This window comes from Bradyrhizobium sp. CIR48, from assembly GCF_014198315.1.
Taxonomy (GTDB): Bacteria; Pseudomonadota; Alphaproteobacteria; order Rhizobiales; family Xanthobacteraceae; genus Bradyrhizobium.
Genome location: NZ_JACIHG010000002.1, coordinates 807695 through 827746, shown reverse-complemented (window position 1 = coordinate 827746; position 20052 = coordinate 807695). Strand labels below are relative to the sequence as shown.

At 66.1% G+C, this 20052-nt stretch carries 17 protein-coding genes and 1 other RNA gene; 15 read left to right on the top strand and 3 right to left on the bottom strand.

Annotation, left to right across the window (positions count from 1 at the left end; genetic code table 11):
- Position 1: 1 nt before the first annotated feature.
- Positions 2-1372 carry a PLP-dependent aminotransferase family protein gene (locus tag GGD66_RS10270; protein WP_183257574.1) on the bottom strand — a complete coding sequence of 457 codons (1371 nt, stop codon included), beginning with the start codon at positions 1370-1372 and terminating at the stop codon, positions 2-4.
- Between the two features lie 49 nt (positions 1373-1421).
- Here GGD66_RS10270 and GGD66_RS10265 point away from each other — a divergent pair, with 49 nt between their 5' ends.
- Positions 1422-1886: a DUF983 domain-containing protein gene (locus GGD66_RS10265; protein ID WP_183257573.1), complete on the top strand. Its 465-nt coding sequence runs from the start codon at positions 1422-1424 to the stop codon at positions 1884-1886.
- Positions 1887-2021: 135 nt separating this feature from the next.
- Here the strand turns inward: GGD66_RS10265 and rnpB are convergent.
- Positions 2022-2501, bottom strand: an RNA gene (gene rnpB, locus GGD66_RS10260) — RNase P RNA component class A.
- A gap of 150 nt (positions 2502-2651) precedes the next feature.
- Here rnpB and GGD66_RS10255 point away from each other — a divergent pair.
- Complete coding sequence (locus GGD66_RS10255; RefSeq protein ID WP_026202052.1) at positions 2652-3005, top strand: YciI family protein; 354 nt, start codon at positions 2652-2654, stop codon at positions 3003-3005.
- A gap of 22 nt (positions 3006-3027) precedes the next feature.
- Positions 3028-4263, top strand: a complete 1236-nt coding sequence (locus tag GGD66_RS10250) for an RNA polymerase sigma factor (protein WP_183257572.1) — start codon at positions 3028-3030, stop codon at positions 4261-4263.
- A gap of 4 nt (positions 4264-4267) precedes the next feature.
- Here the strand turns inward: GGD66_RS10250 and GGD66_RS10245 are convergent, their stop codons facing one another.
- Complete coding sequence (locus tag GGD66_RS10245) at positions 4268-5050, bottom strand: N-acetylmuramoyl-L-alanine amidase (RefSeq protein WP_092253477.1); 783 nt, start codon at positions 5048-5050, stop codon at positions 4268-4270.
- 524 nt (positions 5051-5574) lie between these two features.
- On the opposite strand from GGD66_RS10245, the gene rsmH reads away from it, so the two are divergent.
- From rsmH to murB, 12 genes are all read left to right on the top strand, one after another.
- Positions 5575-6564 (top strand): 16S rRNA (cytosine(1402)-N(4))-methyltransferase RsmH, encoded by a 990-nt coding sequence (gene rsmH, locus GGD66_RS10240; protein ID WP_183257571.1) that lies wholly within the window; start codon positions 5575-5577, stop codon positions 6562-6564.
- Positions 6565-6567: 3 nt separating this feature from the next.
- Positions 6568-6960, top strand: a complete 393-nt coding sequence (locus GGD66_RS10235) for a hypothetical protein (RefSeq protein WP_183257570.1) — start codon at positions 6568-6570, stop codon at positions 6958-6960.
- Entirely contained in the window at positions 6957-8699 is a 1743-nt protein-coding gene (locus tag GGD66_RS10230) for a penicillin-binding protein 2 (protein WP_092253471.1), read from the top strand. The genes GGD66_RS10235 and GGD66_RS10230 overlap by 4 nt, the downstream gene beginning before the upstream one ends.
- A gap of 79 nt (positions 8700-8778) precedes the next feature.
- Positions 8779-10236, top strand: coding sequence for a UDP-N-acetylmuramoyl-L-alanyl-D-glutamate--2,6-diaminopimelate ligase (locus GGD66_RS10225; protein ID WP_183257569.1), 1458 nt, complete (start codon positions 8779-8781; stop codon positions 10234-10236).
- Complete coding sequence (gene murF, locus GGD66_RS10220) at positions 10233-11612, top strand: UDP-N-acetylmuramoyl-tripeptide--D-alanyl-D-alanine ligase (protein WP_183257568.1); 1380 nt, start codon at positions 10233-10235, stop codon at positions 11610-11612. Before GGD66_RS10225 ends, murF begins: the two co-directional genes overlap by 4 nt.
- A 176-nt stretch (positions 11613-11788) precedes the next feature.
- Positions 11789-12892 carry a phospho-N-acetylmuramoyl-pentapeptide-transferase gene (mraY, locus tag GGD66_RS10215; protein WP_018318673.1) on the top strand — a complete coding sequence of 368 codons (1104 nt, stop codon included), beginning with the start codon at positions 11789-11791 and terminating at the stop codon, positions 12890-12892.
- A gap of 7 nt (positions 12893-12899) precedes the next feature.
- The gene (gene murD, locus GGD66_RS10210) at positions 12900-14300 is read left to right on the top strand and encodes a UDP-N-acetylmuramoyl-L-alanine--D-glutamate ligase (protein WP_183230667.1); all 1401 of its coding nucleotides are present in this window, start codon (positions 12900-12902) and stop codon (positions 14298-14300) included.
- A gap of 2 nt (positions 14301-14302) precedes the next feature.
- Positions 14303-14707 (top strand): hypothetical protein, encoded by a 405-nt coding sequence (locus GGD66_RS10205; RefSeq protein ID WP_183257567.1) that lies wholly within the window; start codon positions 14303-14305, stop codon positions 14705-14707.
- 211 nt (positions 14708-14918) lie between these two features.
- Positions 14919-16070, top strand: coding sequence for a putative lipid II flippase FtsW (gene ftsW, locus GGD66_RS10200; protein WP_018318676.1), 1152 nt, complete (start codon positions 14919-14921; stop codon positions 16068-16070).
- A 180-nt stretch (positions 16071-16250) separates the two neighbouring features.
- A complete protein-coding gene (gene murG / locus GGD66_RS10195; RefSeq protein WP_183235119.1) occupies positions 16251-17351 on the top strand; it encodes an undecaprenyldiphospho-muramoylpentapeptide beta-N-acetylglucosaminyltransferase in 1101 nt (366 codons plus the stop codon).
- Positions 17352-17475: 124 nt separating this feature from the next.
- Positions 17476-18879 (top strand): UDP-N-acetylmuramate--L-alanine ligase, encoded by a 1404-nt coding sequence (murC, locus tag GGD66_RS10190; protein WP_183257566.1) that lies wholly within the window; start codon positions 17476-17478, stop codon positions 18877-18879.
- A gap of 193 nt (positions 18880-19072) precedes the next feature.
- Positions 19073-19993 (top strand): UDP-N-acetylmuramate dehydrogenase, encoded by a 921-nt coding sequence (murB, locus tag GGD66_RS10185; RefSeq protein WP_183257565.1) that lies wholly within the window; start codon positions 19073-19075, stop codon positions 19991-19993.
- Positions 19994-20052 lie beyond the last annotated feature (59 nt).

The window sequence follows — 20052 nt, the reverse complement described above, 5'->3', positions numbered from 1 at the left end:
TCTAGACGATCTGTCTGGTGTCGGCAGGCTTCTGCAGCGCGCCGACCAGGATGCGCAGCGCTTCCGTTAGTTCAGACCTGTTCCGTGCCGCGCCCAGCGAGACGCGCGCCGCATGCGGCGGTGTCCCATCGACCGTGAAGGCATCGCCGGCGACGACCGCAAGTCCGTTCCGCAACAGATGCGCCGCGACATCGGGCCGGTCCTCAGGCAGCCGCAGCCACAGATGATGCGCCGCGGGCTTGGCCAGGAGCTGGAAGCCTTTCAATGCGCGCTGCGCGAGCTGTTGACGGCCGACCGCCTCGCTGCGGATGGCCGCGATGATGCGATCGGCAATGCCACTTTCGATCCAATGCGTCACCAGCGCGACCATCAGCGGCGCCGGCATCTGCACGGTCGCCTGCAAATACGTCCGCATCTCCCGCTGCGCCTCGCTGTCGGGCGTCACCAGATAGGCAACGCGGAGCGCCGGCGCGATGCATTTTGACAGCGTGGTCGCAAGATAAGTCCGCTCCGGAATGAGATTGGCGATCGGCGATGCCGAGCGGTCGAGCAGGCCGTAGGCGTCGTCCTCGATCAGGATCGTGCCGGTATCGCGGATGATCTTTGCGATCGCGCCGCGCCGCTCGGGGACAAGCGTCGCGGTGGTCGGATTGTGCAGGGTCGGGATGAGATAGACGGCCTTCGGCTTGTGCGCGCGGCAGGCCTTTGCCAGCGCATCGGGCAGGATGCCGCCGTCATCCATGGCGATGCCGACGAGCTTGATGCCGAGCCGCGCTGCTGCGGCCTTGATGCCGGGGAATGTCAGCGCCTCCGTCAGCACGATGTCGCCGGGCCGCGCCAGATGGGCGAGCAGGTTGAAGAGGATCGTTTGCGTGCCCGGAAAGACTACGAGCCTGTCGGCATGCGCGTGCGGCACCCGTGCGCGCATCCAGCGCGCGGCGACCTCGCGCTCATGCGCGCTGCCGCCAGGCGGCTGATAGTTGAGATACGCCGTCAGGCCCGATTGCGCGCGGATCGCTTCCATCCCGGCGATGATGCGCTCGTCGAGCTGCGCCTCCAGCGGATGCGGCGGCACGTTCATCGAAAGATCGATCGCGACGGGATGCGGCAGGTCGACCGCGCGGCGCGCGCTGGTCTCCGACACGAACGAGCCCTGTCCGACCCGCGCCTCCATGATTCCGCGACGCCGCGCCTCGGTGTAGGCGCGCGTCACCGTGGTGAGGTCGAGGTCGAGCGCCTTTGCAAGCGCGCGCTGCGTCGGCAGTTGCTGGCCACGCACGAGCCGGCCGGCGGCGATGTCGGCCTCCATGGCCTCGACGATGCGCTGGTAGCGCGGCCCTGATAGCTCCGAGATTGTCGGGGTCCAATCCATGCAATTTAGGTCCATATTCTTTGAATGTATGGATACAAAAGATTATTGTATGGATCGTCTAAAAGGAAGAGGTGTGGTCATGGCGGCCGATTCAGTCTCTCTGGCGAAGGCGATGTGGCGCGGTTGTCGTGGCAAATGCCCGAACTGCGGCGAAGGACATTTGTTCGGCCGCTTCCTGAAGGTCGCCCATAGCTGTGATCATTGCGGCGAGGAGCTGTTCCACCAGCGCGCCGATGACTTCCCCGCCTATCTCGTGATCGTCGTGGTCGGCCATCTCGTGGTCCCCGCGATCCTCGCAGTCGAGACCGCCTATGCGCCGGCGGTCTGGCTGCAACTCGTGGTGTGGTTGCCGGTGACGCTGTTCGCCTCGCTCGCGTTGCTGCAGCCGACCAAGGGTGCCATCGTCGGGCTGCAATGGCAGATCGGCATGCACGGATTTGAAGTGAGCAAGCAGCGGCGTGAAGCCGATGAGCTCGCGCCGGTGCTGGTAAAAGCGGACACGCGCGCGGCCTGAGGTGCGGCGACGTTAAGGCGTTCCTGAAAATGGTGAGGGGTTCGATGCGGTCAGCATCGAACCCCTCGTTGCTTCGTAGCAAGACGCGTTTTCTTCACGCGAACCGGAAACCCACTTCGCTCGAAAACGCTTTAGAATATCAGCCGGCCTGTAAGCCGGGTTCTGTAAGGCATCGTCCGCTTGCGCGAACGATACGTGACGGCCATTCCTCTGGGGCCATGTTTGCACATGGCCTCGAGCAACCTACCCGGACGGCGGGCCTGACATCGCCCCGCGGCGTTATCGCTTGCGCGAACAGCCCGCTACGCCGTCCCTATTCGGTTTTGCTCCCGGTGGGGTTTGCCATGCCGGCTCCGTTGCCGGACCCGCGGTGCGCTCTTACCGCACCTTTTCACCCTTACCCGTCTACGCAGCGTTCGCTGCTACGACGCGGCAGGCCCGAGGGCTTGCCGCGCCAAAGCCCCGTAGGGGCGAAGGCGGGCGGTTCGTTCTCTGTGGCACTTTCCCTGGGGTCGCCCCCGCCGGATGTTATCCGGCACCGTATGTCAAGGGAGCCCGGACTTTCCTCCCCGGCGGCCTTTCGGCACCTGCCGGAGCGGCCGTCCGGCCGACTGACTGACAACGCATGGGGCATTTGTGACGGTTTCGTCAAGCCGATATCGCGGCCCACGATCCGCCCGAAATAATTTATCCTGAAGATGTCGTTTGCTGCGTGCCCCGTTCGACTGGATGTCGGCGACACAGCCGAACAACAGGAGTGAAGCGATGCAATATCTGCTGATGATCTACCAGAACGAGGCCGAGTACGCGAAGATTGACACCGGAACCAGCCAGAAGATGTCGGCGGAGTATGAAGCCTTCACGCAATCCATCATCCGGAACGGCAATTTCAAGGCCGGCGATCGGCTGCGACCGACCACGACCGCGACGACGGTGCGGGTGCGCGACGGCAAGATGCTGACGACCGATGGACCGTTTGCGGAGACCCGCGAGCAGCTCGGCGGCTACTATCTGATCGAGGCCAAGGATCTCGACGCCGCGATCGAGATCGCTGCGCGGATTCCGAGCGCGCGCGTCGGTTCGATCGAGGTGCGGCCGATCTGGGTCTACGACAAGTGACGGCCTGGCCGCGCGTCGCCGCATGACCCCAGGCGAGATCGACAAAATCTTCCGCGACGAGGCGGGGCGGGCGCTGGCCACGCTGATCCGCCTCGTCGGCGATTTCGATCTCGCCGAGGACGCGCTTCAGGATGCTTTTGCCGTCGCGCTGGAACGCTGGGTGGCGTGCGAGGTCCCCGACAATCCGCGCGCCTGGCTGGTCAATGTCGCCAGGCACAAGGCGATCGATCGTGTCAGGCGCCAGGCTGTCTTCCGCGGCAAGCAGCAGGCGCTCCTGCACGAGATCGAGCTCAGCGCACAAACGGTCGACGAGCCGGCGACAACGCTCGACGACGACATGCTGCGGCTGATCTTCACCTGTTGCCATCCGGCCTTCGCACCGGAAGTTCAGGTCGCGTTGACGCTGCGCACCGTCTGCGGGCTGTCGACCACGCAGGTCGCGCGCGCCTTTCTCGTGGGCGAGGAGGCGATGGCGCAGCGGCTCGTCCGCGCCAAGCAGAAGATCAGGCTCGCCGGCATCCCCTACGAGGTGCCCGAGCGCGAGGCGCTGGCGCCGCGGCTCGATGGCGTGCTCGCCGTGATCTATCTCGTCTTCACCGAGGGCTATGTCGCGACCGCTGGCGCGGATCTGATGCGGCCTGATCTTGCGGCCGAAGCCATCCGGCTCGGCCGCTTGCTCGATCGGCTGATGCCGGATCGCGGCGGCATCAAGGGCCTGCTGGCCCTGATGTTGCTGCACGATGCGCGCCGCGCCGGACGCGAGACCGCGGCCGGCGATATCGTGCTGCTCGAGGAGCAGGACCGCATGCTGTGGGATCGCGCGCAGATCGAGGAGGGCCTGGGCCTGGTCGAGGATGCGCTGCGCGTGCCCGGACGGCCGCAGCCTTATGCTGTGCAGGCCGCGATCGCCGCGCTGCATGCCCGCGCGCCGAGCTTCGAGCAGACCGACTGGCGGCAGATCGCCGGGCTCTACGAGGTGCTGCTGCGCATCTCTCCCTCTCCGGTGATCGAGCTCAACCACGCTGCCGCCGTATCGATGGTCGATGGGCCGGCACGTGCGCTCGATCTCGTCGATGCGATCAGCGCCCGAGGCGGGCTCCGCGGCTATGAGCTGTTGCCCGCAGTGCGCGCGGATCTGTTGCGGCGAATGGGGCGCAAGGATGAAGCATGCGAGGCGTATCGGGCCGCGACTGCGGCGACACAGCTCGAGCCGTTGCGGCGGCTCTATGCGCGGCGGGTGAGGGAGATGAATAACTAGCCCGTCACTTCGACGCGACGGTCGTCCCCTCTGCCGGCAGGCTCGCCAGCAGGGCCTGCAATGTCGACAGCGTCGAATGATCCGCGACACCGTCCAGCCGCGCCGGGCGGAAGTGGCGCTGGAAGGCGGTGACGACTTCCATGGTCGCGGCGTCGTATTTGCCGGTCAGCGGCACGCCGTAGCCGTATCTGGCGAGCGCTTGCTGCAGGCTCAGCACCTCGTCGCTGATGGTGCCCAGCATCAGAGTCTCGCCGCGTACGACCGGGGCCGGCGTCACCCAGTGACCGACGCCGGAATTGGCCAGCGAGTGCCACGGAAATTTTTCACCGGGGTCTTTCTTGCGCGCGGGCGCGACGTCGGAATGGCCGAGTACCCGGTGGGCCGGCACCTTGCGGCGGAGCATGATGCCGCGGCACAGCGCGATCACGGCGGCGATCTGGCGCAGCGGATATTCCGGATAGCCCCAGTCATGGCCGCGATTGATGATCTCGATGCCGATCGAGCACGAGTTGATGTCGTCCTCGCCGGCCCAGGACGAGACGCCGGCGTGCCACGCGCGCCTGGTTTCGGGCACGCATTGCACGATGCGACCGTCCTCCAGCACGACGTAATGCGCCGAGACGTCGGTCCCGGCCGTGCACAGCCGCGCCAGCGCGCCCTCGACATCGGGCATGCCGGTATAGTGCAGCACGATCATATCGGGCTGCCGTGCCTTGCTGCGCTCGCCATAGTTCGGCGAGGGGATGATGTCGGACACGATCGAGGAATCCGGCTCGAACGCCCTCATGCTCGCCGCGGCCTTGGGAACCGGGAGAACGCGTTGACGCTTCGAATCAGATCCAGACGGTGTGGACGAACCGGACGGCGGCATAGGCAAACCAAGGTGGGACGGAGAGTGGGCCAAGCCCTTCTCTTTACTATTCCTTTACCCTCCACCCCGCGCAATCGCGCAGCGCGGTTAACGGATGCATTTTGGCGCAAGTGTGTGGATGAAGCATCACCGCCGCATCAGCTTTTCGACTTGTCACCAGCCGAGCAACGCTTTCTTAACGCTAAGGGCCGTTACTGAGGGATGAAGAGCCGACCCGCGTCCGGAGGCGGCCAAAGCGTATTTTGGCTCGAAATCCCATGGCTGCCCGACAAATTCCGCTGGGAACACTGGGTTTGCAGCCCGGGACGACTGGGCGCGGTAACCATGCTGGACGGTGCGGTCGTGGAACCGCCGCGATACGGAGTCATTCGAGGCGTCATGGGCTTGTTCGTCCCCAATCTCGCTTGGACGTCAGGCTGGGCCTCCAGCAGGTCTGGCGCATGAGCCCGGCTCCGCACATTCCCGTTCTTGGCCGTGAGGCCATCGCCCACCTCGCCCCGCGCGATGGCGGTATCTATGTCGATGCCACCTTCGGCGCCGGCGGCTATAGCCGCGCCATCCTCGACGTGCCGGGAACCCGGCTCATTGCCATTGACCGCGACAGCACCGCCATCGCCGGCGGCGCCGAACTGGTCGAGCGCTCCGCGGGCCGGTTGACGCTGGTCGAGGACCGATTCTCCAATCTTGCCGAGGTCTGCGCCGCGCAAGGCGTGGACGCCGTGGACGGCGTCGTGATGGACGTCGGCGTGTCCTCGATGCAGCTCGACCAGGCCGGTCGCGGTTTCTCGTTCCGGCTCGAAGGTCCGCTCGACATGCGGATGGGGCAGGCGGGGCCGACCGCGGCGGACGTCGTCGCCCGCGCCTCGGAAGGCGATCTCGCCGACATCATCTATCTCCTCGGCGAGGAGCGGCATTCGCGCCGCGTCGCCCGCGCCATCGTCGCGGACCGGCAGGAGACGCCGTTCACGACCACGCGCGCGCTCGCCGACCTCATCGGCAGGGTGGTGCGCTCCAAGCCCGGCGACATTCATCCGGCGACGCGGACGTTCCAGGCCCTGCGCATCTTCGTCAACGAAGAGCTCGAGGAACTTCAGACCGCGCTCGCTGCGGCCGAGCGCGTGCTCAAGCCGGGCGGGCGCCTCGTCGTGGTCTCCTTCCATTCGCTGGAAGATCGCATCGTCAAGAATTTCCTCTCCGAGCGTTCCAAGACTGGCGGCGGCTCGCGGCATTTGCCGGAGGTGGCGCAGGTTCCGCCGAGCTTCCAGCTCCTGACGCGGCGGCCCGTAATCGCCGGTGAGGACGAAGTCGCGCATAACCCGCGCGCGCGCTCCGCAAAGCTCCGCGCCGCCGAGCGCACCTCGGCGCCCGCGCATCAGGATGGCGAACCATCGTCCTGGCCAAAACTCTCCGACGTGATGAGGGGCGGCTAGCGCATGCGCATCATCCACCTCTTCGTCATCGGCGCGCTGATCTTCGCGGCGGCCTATGTCTACCGGATCAAGATGGATTCCACTGCGCGCACCGAGAAAGTGCTGCGGCTTCATGCGGAGATCCGCGAGCAGCGCGACGCGATCGCTTCGCTGCGATCCGAATGGGCCAAGCTCGATGCGCCCCATCGGCTGCAAGGCCTGTCCGACCGGCATCTGCAGCTCAAGCCGGTCAACGGCACGCAATATGATCAGCTCAAGAACCTGCCGGAGCGTCCGCCGCGGATGTTCAGGCCGGGCGAGCCCGATCCGATCGGCGCCATGCTCAACACCATCGAAGCCGCGAGCGATCCTGACAATGTGACGGGCTCCGTGCCTCAGCCCGAGGACAAGCAATGAGCGGTGCGATTCCGGCCAAACCGACGGAACCCTGGCGCCAGCGGCTGATCCGCAGCCTGCTCTACGGGCGCAATGTCGACCGCGCCGCGAAGGCACGCGCGCGCGTTGGTCTTGCCATGCTCGCCTTCGCCTCGGTCTACGCCCTGATCGGCGGGCGGCTCGTGATGTTCGCGATCGGCGCCGATGCCCATGGCGCACGCCGCGCCGCGGCGCAGGAGGTGGTGGCGACCGCACGCCCCGACATCGTCGACCGCAACGGTGCCATTCTTGCGACCGACGTCAAGGCGGCGAGCCTGTTCGGCGAGCCGCGCCGCATCATCGACAAGGACGAGGCGATCGAGCTTCTCACGGCGACCGTGCCCGACCTCGACGAGGCCGAGGTGCGCGAGCGCCTGAGGACGCGCAAGGGCTTCGTCTGGCTCAAACGCGAGGTCACGGCGAAGCAGCAGCAGGCGATCCACAAGCTCGGCATTCCCGGCATCGGCTTCCTGCGCGAGAACAAGCGCGTCTACCCGACCGGCAACGAGGTCGCCCACCTCATCGGTCTCGTCAACATCGACAACCAGGGCATCGCCGGCATGGAGAAGTGGCTCGACAACCAGGGTCTCGCCGATCTCCATCGCGCGGGCTTTGCCACCGACCGGCTGCAAAAGCCGATCGAGCTCTCGATCGATCTGCGCGTCGAGCACGCGCTGCGGGACGAGCTCTTGAAGGCCAAGGAGAAGTTCCACACCAAGGCGGCCTCCGGCATCGTCTCCAACGTCAAGACCGGCGAGATCGTGGCGATGGTCTCGCTTCCGGACTTCGATCCAAACAATCCGAAGGAAGCGCACGATCCGGATCGCATCAACCGCCTGACCACCGGCGTCTACGAGATGGGCTCGACTTTCAAGGCGTTCACGCTGGCGATGGCGCTCGATTCCGGAAAGATCAATTTGAACACGTCGTGGGATGCCCGCGGAAACCTGCACTACGGCAAGTTCACCATCCACGACAGTCATCCGCTCGGACGCTTCATCAACACCAAGGAAGTGTTCACCTACTCGTCCAACATCGGCGCCGCGCGGATCGCGCTCGGCCAGGGGGTCGAGGCTCACAAGGCGTTCCTTGCCAAGATGGGCCAGCTGACGCGGCTGCGCACGGAACTTCCGGAGAGCGCGGCTCCGCTGATCCCGCGCCGATGGGGTGAGCTGAACACGGTCACCATCGCGTTCGGCCAGGGCATGTCGGTGGCGCCGCTGCAGGCGGTGATGGGCATCAACGCGCTGGTGAACGGCGGCTATCTGATTCCGCCGACCTTCATGAAGCGCAGCGAATCCGAAGCTGCGGCGATGGCCAAGCGCGTGATCAAGACGGAGACCAGCGACAAGATGCGGTTCCTGATGCGGCTCAATGCCGAAATCGGCACCGCCAAGACCGCTGACGTCAAGGGCTATTATGTCGGCGGCAAGACCGGCACGTCCGAAAAGGTCATCAACGGCCGCTATGCCAAGAAGCGCGTGCTCAACTCGTTCACGGCCATCATGCCCTGCGACGATCCGAAATATCAGATCCTGATCATGCTGGACGAGCCGCAGGCGATTCCCGAAACCAAGGGCTTCATCACCTCGGGCTGGAACGCTGTGCCGACCGGCGGCAAGGTGATCGAGCGGATCGCGCCGCTTCTGGGTGTCGAGCCGCGGTTCGACCTGCCGCCGTCCGAGCGCCTTATTCTTGCAGCATCCAGGACAACCCAGTAATCAATCGGGTGGGCCGTAGCCGCTGCTGAGTCGGGGATTTCCCTCAAGATTCGGGTTTCGGTACGGCGACTGGAAGACCATGAAGCTGCGCGACCTCTTAGGCAATGATGCCGCGATCGAGCCCGCAATCGCGGCGCTCGAGGCGACGGGCCTTGCGCTCGACAGCCGCGTGGTCAAGGCCGGCGATCTCTTCTTCGCACTCGCGGGCAGCAAGACCGACGGTGCGCGCTTCATCGATGCCGCGGTGGCCGCAGGCGCCGTGGCTGTCGTCGGCGACCACGCGCCGGCTGCCTGCAAGGTGCCGTTCATCACTGTCGCCAATCCGCGTCGCGCGCTGGCGCTGGCTGCGGCAAAATTCTTCCCGTCGCAGCCCGCGACCATCGCCGCGGTGACTGGCACCAGCGGCAAGACCTCGGTCGCAGCGTTTACGCGCCAGATCTGGGAGCGGCTGGGGCACGCCTCCGCCAGCATCGGTACCATCGGCCTCGTCTCGCCCAAGCGCACCGTCTATGGCTCGCTGACCACGCCGGATCCGATTGCGCTGCACCGGCAGCTCGACGAGATCGCGCGCGAGGGCGTGACGCACCTCGCCTTCGAAGCGTCCTCGCACGGGCTCGATCAGTATCGGCTCGACGGCGTGCGCGTCTCCGCCGGCGGCTTCACCAATCTGTCGCGCGACCACATGGATTATCATCCGACTGTCGCGCATTATCTTGCGGCGAAACTCCGCCTATTCCGGGAACTCGTTGCTCCGGGCGGCCCGGCGGTGATCTCGGCCGATCATGATTGCTCGGCGGAAGCGATCGATGCTGCGAAGGCACGCGCCCTGCGCGTGATCGCGGTCGGCCGCAACGGCGACGGGGCAGGCGATGGCATTCGTCTCACCGACGCCAAGGTCGAAGGATTTTCGCAGAAGCTGACGGTCGAGCATCGCGGCAAGCGCCACGCCGTCCGGCTGCCGCTGGTTGGCGAATTCCAGATCGAGAACGCGCTGGTGTCGGCGGGCCTTGCGATCGGCACCGGCAGCGATGCGGCCAACGTGTTTGCGAGTCTCGAGCATCTCGAAGGCGCCAAGGGCCGGCTCGAGCGCGTCGGCGAGCGCAATGGCGCGCCGATCTTCGTCGACTACGCGCACAAGCCCGATGCGCTGGCCAAGGCGCTGCAGGCGCTGCGGCCCTATGCGAAACGAAAGCTGGTCGTCGTGTTCGGCGCCGGCGGTGACCGCGATGCCGGCAAGCGTCCGATCATGGGCGAGATCGCGGCCGGCAATGCCGACGGCGTCATCATCACCGACGATAATCCGCGCAGCGAGAAACCGGAAGCCATCCGCGCCGCGATCCTCGCCACGGCGAAGGGCGCCCGCGAGATCGGCGACCGTGCCGCGGCAATCCAAACCGCGATCGAGGAACTACAGGAAGGCGATGCACTGCTCGTCGCCGGCAAGGGGCACGAGACCGGGCAGATCGTCGGCGGAGAGGTTTTTCCCTTCAGTGATCACGAGGCGGTCGCCGCCGCATTAGCGTCGAGGGTTGCATGAGCGCGCCGATATGGACGGTTGCCGAAGTCGCGCGCGCGCTGGGCGCTGCCGGATCATTTCCGGATACGCCGATCCACTTTGTCACCCAGGACAGCCGGCTGGTAAAGCCCGGCAGCCTGTTCGTCGCGCTGAGCGGTACACCGAGCGGCGGCTTCGTCTCGGCCTTCGCCAGCGCGCGCGACGGCTGGGAGTTCGCGGACAAGGCCGAGGCTTCCGGCGCGGTCGCGATGATCGTGCCGCACGAGATCGCGGGCATTCGCATTCCGCAGATCGTCGTCAAGGACACGCTGATCGACGGCCTGTGGGGCCTCGCGCGCGCCGCCCGCGCCCGCTTCCGCGGGCCTGTGATCGGGCTCACCGGCAGCGCGGGCAAGACCAGCACCAAGGAATTTCTGGCGGCCTATCCGAACGCCTATGCAAGCCCCTCGAGCTTCAACAATTTCTGGGGCGTGCCGCTGACGCTGTGCAATGCCAGGCTAGATGCCAGCCTTTGGGTTGTCGAGATGGGCATGAACCAGCAAGGCGAGATCGCGCGGCTCAGCGAACTGACGCAGCCGACCGTCGCACTCGTCGTCAACGTCCAGCCCGTGCATCTGGAAAAGCTCGGCTCGCTCGAAGCCATCCGCCGCGAGAAGGTGTCGATCGCGCTCGGCCTGCCCGAGGACGGGGTGCTGGTGCTGCCGGCCGGGCTGAAGGCATCCGAATGGAAGGGCAAGGTGGTGCGCTTCGGCGAGCATGCCGAGGTGCACGAGGTCACGCACGCGCCGCATGGCGAGAGCTGGCAGGTCGTGGCCATGATCGGCAAGAAGCAGATCGCCTTCAGCCTGACGCCGGGCGCGCCGCACCGCGTGCAGAATGCGCTGGCCGCGCTCGCCGCCATCCGCGCCGCGAGTCTCGATGCGGCGACGCTGGCGATCAAGCTCGATCGGGTCGGCATCATGACCGGCCGCGGCGTCGAGCAGGCGGTCGGCGGTATCACCGTGATCGACGACAGTTTCAACGGCAATCCGGCCAGCGTCGCCGCTGCGCTGCAAAGCCTCCAGGCGCGCAATGTGACCGGCGGCCGTCGCGTTGCCGTGCTCGGTGACATGCTGGAGCTGGGCGATGATGCACCAGACTATCACACCGGCCTTGCCAAGCATCTCGACGGGATCGACGGGATCTACTGCGTCGGCCCTCTGATGCGCCATCTCTACGATGTGCTCCCGGCCGGCAAGGGCCTCGGCTGGCACGACGATCCCGCCACCTTGAAGCCGAGTGAGGTCGCGAACCTGCTGAAGGCAGGCGACGTCGTGGTTGTCAAGGGCAGCAAGAAGATGTTCTGGGTCAACAAGTTTGTGCCGGGCCTGGTGGCCGCCTTGCAGGCAAAGGCGTAAACTGCTTGGAAGGCGCTGTTCCCGAATCCCACCCTTTGCGCCGCGAAGCGTCCGGTTTCCCGGAGGTCGCGCGACCCATGATGAAGACCAGCGAATGCGCGTGAGGCACGTTGAGGCCAAGCTCAAGAAGATCAAGGCCAAGACCGCGTGCGCAAAGGCGCCATAGGACCGTCTGAATGTTTTACTGGCTGATCGAGCTCTCCAACACATTTCCGGGCTTCGGTGCCGTCCGCACCTTCCTGAACGTCTTCCGCTACATCACCTTCCGCACCGGCGGCGCCGTCGTCACCGGCGCGCTGTTCGTGTTCCTGTTCGGGCCCTGGATCATCGATCATTTGCGCATCCGCCAGGGCAAGGGCCAGCCGATCCGGACCGACGGTCCGCAATCGCATCTTGCCAAGAAGGGCACGCCCACCATGGGCGGGCTGATGATCCTGTCCGGCCTCACGGTCGGCACGGTGCTGTGGGCCAATCCGCTCAACCCCTATGTCTGGATCGTGCTGGCGGTGACGCTCGGCTTCGGCTTCGTCGGCTTCTATGACGACTACCTCAAGGTGACCAAGCAGACCACGACCGGGTTCGGCAGCAAGCTTCGCCTGCTGATCGAGGCGGCGATCGCGCTGGTGGCCTGCTACGCGCTGGTGCGGCTGAACCGCGATCCCGCATCGACCGCGCTGACGATCCCGTTCCTGAAGGACACCGTGCTGCACTTCGGCTGGTTCTTCGTCATCTTCGGCGCCTTCGTCATCGTCGGCTCCGGCAACGCGGTGAATCTCACCGACGGGCTCGACGGCCTCGCCATCGTTCCCGTGATGATCGCGACCGCGAGCTTTGCGATGATCGCCTATCTCGCCGGCAACGCGGTGTTCGCCGAATATCTGCAGATCAAATATGTCGCCGGCACCGGCGAGCTCGCGGTGCTCTGCGGCGCGCTGCTGGGCGCCGGCCTCGGCTTCCTCTGGTTCAACGCGCCGCCGGCCTCGATCTTCATGGGCGACACCGGCTCGCTCGCGCTCGGCGGCATGCTCGGCGCCATCGCGGTCGCGGTGAAGCACGAGATCGTGCTGGCGGTGATCGGCGGCCTGTTCGTGCTGGAGGCGGTCTCCGTCATCGTGCAGGTGGTGTCGTTCAAGCTCACGGGCAAGCGCATCTTCCGGATGGCGCCGATCCATCACCATTTCGAGCAGCTTGGCTGGACCGAGCCGCAGATCGTGATCCGCTTCTGGATCATCTCGGTGATGCTGGCGCTGGCCGGTCTCTCCACGCTGAAGCTGCGGTGATCGATCGATGATCCCCGTCACGTCCTTCGCCGGCAAGACGGTCGCGGTGTTCGGCCTCGGCGGCTCGGGGCTTGCCTCCTGCCACGCCTTGAAGGCCGGCGGTGCCGAGGTAATCGCCGCCGACGACAATGCCGAGAATGTCGCCAAGGCCGCGCAGGCCGGCTTCATCACTGCCGATCTGCGCAACGTGTCCTGGGCGAATTTTACCGCGCTGGTGCTCGCGCCCGGCGTGCCGCTGACCCATCCAGTGCCGCACTGGAGCGTGCTGAAGGCGCGCGAGGCGGGCTGTGAGGTGATCGGCGACATCGAGCTGTTCTGCCGCGAGCGGCGCCGCCACGCGCCGGATGCGCCGTTCGTCGCGATCACCGGCACCAATGGCAAGTCGACCACGACGGCGCTGATCGCACATCTGACCAAGGTCGCCGGTTACGACACCCAGATGGGCGGCAATATCGGCACCGCGATCGTGTCGCTGGAGCCGCCGCGCATGGGCCGCGTCCACGTCATCGAGATGTCGTCCTACCAGATCGACCTCACGCCCTCGCTCGATCCCTCCGTCGGCATCCTGCTTAATGTCAGCGAGGACCACATCGATCGCCACGGCACCATCGCGCACTACGCTGCGGTGAAGGAGCGCCTCGTTGCCGGCGTGCAAGCCGGCGGCACCGCGATCGTCGGCGTTGATGACGGCTTTTGCCGCGACATCGCCGACCGGCTCGACCGCGCCGGCAAGACCGTGGTGCGGATCTCCGTCAAGAATCCGCTGGCCTCAGGCATCCATGTCGAGCACGGCAATATCGTGCGCACCGCGGGCGGCGCCCGCAGCGAAATCGCCGCGCTCGGCGGCATCGGCTCGCTGCGCGGCCAGCACAACGCGCAGAACGCAGCCTGCGCCGCCGCTGCTGCGCTCGCGATGGGCATCAGCCTCGATGTTCTGCAAAGCGGGCTGCGCAGCTTTCCAGGCCTTGCGCATCGCATGGAGCAGGTCGGCCGCCGCGGCAACGTGCTGTTCGTCAACGATTCCAAGGGCACCAATGCGGATGCCACGGCGCACGCACTGTCGTCCTTTGCCGACATTTTCTGGATCGCCGGCGGCAAGCCCAAGGCCGGTGGCATCACTGGCCTGACCGGCTATTTCCCGCGCATCCGCAAGGCCTATCTGATCGGCGAGGCCGCGCAGGAGTTTTCGGGAACGCTGGGCACGCAAGTGGCGCACGAGATCAGCCAGACCCTCGACGTCGCGGTCGAGAACGCCGCGCGCGACGCGGAAGCCTCAGACCTTACCGACGCCGTGGTTCTGCTCTCGCCGGCCTGCGCCTCCTTCGACCAGTACCGCAATTTCGAGATCCGCGGCACCAAGTTCCGCGAGCTGGTGCAGGCGCTGCCGGGCGTGAAGCCGGTGGTGTGAGGATGTCGCGGCGACGCTGGATCGGAATTGTCGTCGCTGCTCTCGCCGTCCCGGTCGCCGCGGGTTTTTTCTTCGTTGTCATCGTCGACAATGTCATGAGCAGATTCGGCGCATGCCGCATCGTTCGCCAGCGCGCATTCGCCTCGCCAAGCGGTAGCCAGTTGGTCGTCGTGGTCTGGAAGTCGTGCGGAGCGACGGTGCCCGACAGCACGCAAGCCAGCATCATCGCGCGCGGCCGGACGTTCTCGCCCGAGAGCACGCCGACCTTTCTTAGCGTACTCGAGCATCAGGACGTTCTCGTTGCCTGGAGTAGCGAGCATGCCGTCAGGATCGGGTCCATTTCGGGGACAGTCCAGATTTACAAACGCGACCAACGCGTGGGGGATGTCACGATCAATTACGAGTAGGCCTCTCGTGTCCCGAACGCGGTGCGGCACGAAGTGACGCTCCGGAGAGCCGGGACCCAGGAGCCGCTGGGCCCCGGCTCTGCAGCGCACCGCAAGGGCGCTGCGCTGCGTCCGGGGCACGAGACTGTGCACAACTTCATCCACTTCCTTAACCCTGCGGTAACCAACCTCGGCGACCAATGGACGGACCTCTGTCCGAAAGCGGCCGCCCATGCTCTCCCGTGAAGAACGCACCCCCTTTTCCGAGTGGTGGTGGACCGTCGACAAGCCGCTGATGGGCGCCATCCTGGCGCTGATGCTGACCGGGGTGATCCTGTCGCTGGCTGCAAGTCCGCCGGTTGCGACCCGCATCGGGCTCGATCCCTTCCACTTCTTCAGCCGTCACGTGCTGTTCCTGCTCCCGTCCTGCCTGGTGCTGCTCGGGGTGTCCTTCCTGTCGCCGCGCGCAATCCGCCGCTCGGCGCTGATCATCTTCGCGGCGAGCATCATCCTGATCGTGCTCACGCTTGCGATCGGCCCGGAGGTGAAGGGCTCGCGGCGCTGGATCACGCTGCTCGGCGTCAACATCCAGGCCTCCGAAATTGCAAAGCCGTCCTTTGTCGTGATCGCCGCCTGGCTGTTCGCGGAGTCGACCAAGCGGCCGGAGATGCCGGCGACCTCGATGGCGCTGGTGCTGCTTATGATGCTGGTCGCGCTGCTGGTGATGGAGCCGGACTTCGGTCAGACCATGCTGATCCTGATGGTGTGGGGCTCGCTGTTCTTCATCGCGGGCATGCGCATGATCTGGGTGTTCGGCCTCGCGGGTCTCGGTGCGGCCGGCCTGTTCAGCGCCTATCTCTTTGTTCCTCACGTGGCCGGACGCATCAAGCGCTTCATGAACCCGGCCTCGGGCGACACCTTCCAGGTCGATACCGCCATGGAGGCCTTCTACAACGGCGGCTGGTTCGGGCTCGGGCCGGGCGAGGGCATCGCCAAGCGCAGCCTGCCGGACAGCCACACCGACTTCGTGTTCGCGGTCGCGGCCGAAGAGTTCGGCATCATCCTGTGCCTGGCGATGCTGACGCTGTTCGCCTTCGTCGTCATCCGCACGCTGTCGCGCGCCTATGCCAATGAGGACATGTTCTCGCGCTTTGCGGCCTCGGGTCTTGCGATCCTGTTCGGCGTGCAGGCCGCGATCAACATGTCGGTGAACCTCCAGCTCATCCCCGCCAAGGGCATGACGCTGCCGTTCATCTCCTATGGCGGCTCCTCGATCGTGTCGCTCGCCTATGGCGTCGGCATGATGCTGGCCCTGACGCGGCTGCGCCCACGCACAGAGGTCGAGGCCAGCGGCCATGCCGACGCGATGCGGAGTTACGCGTAGCTGCTCTCGTGTCCCGGACAAGCGCAGCGCAGAGCCGGGACCCGGAATACCGCAACCAATGGGCCCCCGGTTCAGCAGCGCACCACGTCGCCAAGAGCGACGCGCTGCGCTGCGCCCCGGGCACGAGCATCGTGTCGCCGGCTCGCAATGGCGAAAAAGTCCCTGTAAAACTCCCCGACCATGGACAATTCCCCCCTGATTCTTCTCGCCGCGGGCGGCACCGGCGGCCATCTGTTTCCGGCCGAGGCACTCGGCGTCGAGCTGATCCGGCGCGGCTTTCGCGTCCGCCTCGTCACGGATGAGCGCGCGCTACGTTACAGCGGGCTGTTCAGCAAGGACATGATCGACGTTGTTTCGAGCGAGACCGCGCGGGGCCGCAATCCGCTCCAGCTCGCCTATGCCGGGCTCACGCTCGCGGCCGGCACGCTGTCAGCCTACGCCCTGATCAAGCGCTTGAAGCCGGTCGCCGTCGTCGGCTTCGGCGGTTATCCGACGCTGCCGCCGCTGGTCGCTGCCAAATTCGCCGGCGTACCCGGCATCATCCACGACGCCAACGCGGTGCTCGGCCGCGCCAACCGGTTCCTCTCGGGCCGCGTACGCGCGATCGCGACGTCGCTGCCCGGCGTGCTCGACCGCGATCCGGCGCTATCAGGCAAGACCACGACGGTCGGCACGCCGATGCGCCCGGCGGTGCTCGCCGCGGCTGCCGTGCCTTACGCTGCGCCCGAGGTGAACGGCCCGCTGCGGCTGCTCGTCGTCGGCGGCAGCCAGGGCGCGCGCATCATGGCCGACATCGTGCCTGGTGCGATCGAGCGGCTCGAGCCTGCGCTGTGGAGCCGGCTCATGCTGACCCAGCAGGTGCGGGACGAGGACATGGCACGAGTGCGCGCGGTCTATGACAAGCTCAAGATCAAGGTGGAGCTGGCGCCGTTCTTCACCGATTTGCCGGCACGGCTCGCTTCAAACCATCTCGTGGTATCGCGCTCCGGCGCCGGCACGGTGGCCGAGCTCGCAGCGATCGGCCGGCCCTCGATCCTGGTGCCGCTGCCGGGCTCGATCGACCAGGACCAGTTCGCCAATGCCGGCGTGCTGGTCAAGGTCGACGGCGCGATCCGCATCCCGCAGACCGAGTTCACTTCCGACCGGCTGGCCTCCGAAATCTCCGCCTTCGCCGCCGAGCCTGCGCGCCTTGCCGCCATGGCGCAGGCCGCGCGCGGCGCCGGCCGGCTCGACGCCGCCGAGCGACTGGCCGATCTGGTGGTCAAAGTCGCGGGAATCTGACGCGAAAAAGCCCTTGTCTTCGCCTTCTAAAGCGGGGCATCCAGTAGGAAAGGCGCGCGGCTGATTTGGCCGTGACCTTCGCCAGATGCCGCCTCCGCAAGGCGGCGAGGTCAGGGAACAGAGCATGAGACTGCCGCGCGAGATCGGACCCATCCACTTCGTCGGGATCGGCGGGATCGGCATGAGTGGGATCGCCGAGGTGCTGGTCAATCTCGGCTATGCCGTGCAGGGCTCGGACGCTTCCGACAATTACAATCTCGACCGCCTCCGCAAGAAGGGCGCAAAAGTCTCGGTCGGCCACAAGGCCGAGAATGTCGACGGCGCCGAGGTCGTGGTCGTGTCCACCGCGATCAAGCGCGACAATCCGGAACTGATGGCGGCGCGCGAACGGCGCATTCCCGTGGTGCGCCGCGCCGAGATGCTCGCCGAGCTGATGCGGCTGAAGAGCTGCGTCGCCATCGCCGGCACCCACGGCAAAACCACCACGACCACGATGGTCGCAACGCTGCTCGATGCCGGCGGGCTCGATCCCACCGTGATCAACGGCGGCATCATCAACGCCTATGGCTCCAACGCGCGCCTTGGCGCGGGCGACTGGATGGTGGTGGAGGCCGACGAGAGCGACGGCACCTTCCTGAAGCTGCCGACCGATGTCGCCATCGTCACCAATGTCGACCCCGAGCATCTCGATCACTTCAAGACCTTCGAGGCCGTGCAGGACGCGTTCCGTCATTTCGTCGAGAACCTGCCGTTCTACGGCTTTGCGGTGATGTGCATCGATCATCCCATTGTGCAGAGCCTCGTCGGCAAGATCGAGGATCGCCGCATCATCACCTATGGCGAGAATCCGCAGGCCGATGCGCGGCTCGTCGATCTGACCCCGATGGGCGGCGGATCGAAATTCAAGGTCGCGTTCCGCGATCGCAAGACCGGCGCCGTGCACGAGATTCCGGATTTGATGCTGCCGATGCCGGGCCGCCACAACGCCTCCAACGCGACGGCGGCGATTGCTGTCGCGCGCGAGCTCGGCGTGTCCGACGAAGCAATCCGCAAGGCGATCGCCGGCTTCGGCGGCGTCAAGCGCCGCTTCACCAAGACCGGCGAATGGAACGGCGTCACCGTGATCGATGATTACGGCCACCATCCGGTCGAGATCGCGGCGGTGCTGAAGGCGGCGCGGGAATCCACCGACGGCAAGATCATCGCCGTGGTGCAGCCGCATCGCTACACCCGCCTGCAATCGCTGTTCGAGGAATTCTGCACCTGTTTCAACGATGCCGATGCGGTCGTTGTCGCCGACGTCTATGCCGCCGGCGAAGCGCCGATCGACGGCATCGACCGCGATCATTTCGTCACGGGCCTGCGCGCCCACGGCCATCGCGAGGTGGTCCCGCTGCCGAATGCCGGCGAGCTGGCCAATATCGTCCACGGCATCGCCAAGAGCGGCGATCTCGTCGTGTGTCTGGGAGCGGGCAACATCACGCAATGGGCATATGCCTTGCCGGATCAGTTGAAGGCGCTGGGGTGAGAATGCCGATGGGAGGCTTGCAGGCAGCCGCACGGCAAACTGCGCTCCCTCCCCCCTTGTGGGGGAGGGCGGGGGAGAGGGGTAGCCACAAACTCCGATCTCGCTTGGGGCTACCCCCCTCCCTGCCCCTCCCCCACAAGGGGGGAGCGAATGGAGAAAGCTTGCGTCCCTCACACGAGGTGAGTGTTCACGCATGACCTTCCCCGACATCACTCCCGCTCTCAAAGCCGCGATGCCGGAGCTGCGCGGGCGGCTGCTGGCCAACCAGTCGCTGGCCGAGCTCACCTGGTTTCGCGTCGGCGGCCCTGCCCAGGTGCTGTTCACGCCGGCGGATGAGGACGATCTCGCTTACTTCCTCGCGTATCTTTCTCCCGACGTTCCCGTCTACGTCGTCGGTGTCGGCTCCAACCTCATCGTGCGCGACGGCGGCATTGCGGGCGTCGTGATCCGCCTGGCGCCGCGCAGCTTTGGCGAGGCCAGCGCCAGCGGCGATATCGTCACTGCCGGTGCAGCCACGCTCGACAAGCGCGTGGCGGAAGTGGCTGCATCCGCCAATGTCGGCGGGCTCGAATTCTATTTCGGTATCCCCGGCACCATCGGCGGCGCGTTGCGCATGAATGCCGGCGCCAACGGCGGCGAGACCAAGGACGTATTGATCGAGGCGCGCGGCGTCGGGCGAGACGGCAGCAAGCACACCTTCTCCAACGCCGACATGAAGTTCGTCTACCGCAACAGCGGCGTCGATCCCTCCATCATCTTCACCTCCGCGCGCTTTCGCGGCGAGATCAGGGATAGTGAGGCGATCCGCGCGCGCATGGCGGAGGTGCAGACCCATCGCGAGACCGCGCAGCCGATCCGCGAAAAGACCGGCGGCTCGACCTTCAAGAATCCGCCCGGCCATTCCGCCTGGAAGCTGGTGGATGCCGCCGGCTGCCGCGGCTTGCGCGTCGGCGGCGCGCAGGTCTCCGAGATGCACTGCAATTTCCTGATCAACACGGGCGATGCCACCGCACACGACATCGAGACGCTGGGCGAGACCGTGCGCGAACGCGTGAAGGCAAGTTCCGGAATTGAGCTACACTGGGAAATCAAGCGGATCGGGGTTTCCCCCTAACAGTCATTCCGGGGGCGCGCAGCGCAACCCGGAATCTCGAGATTCCGGGTCTGGTGCTT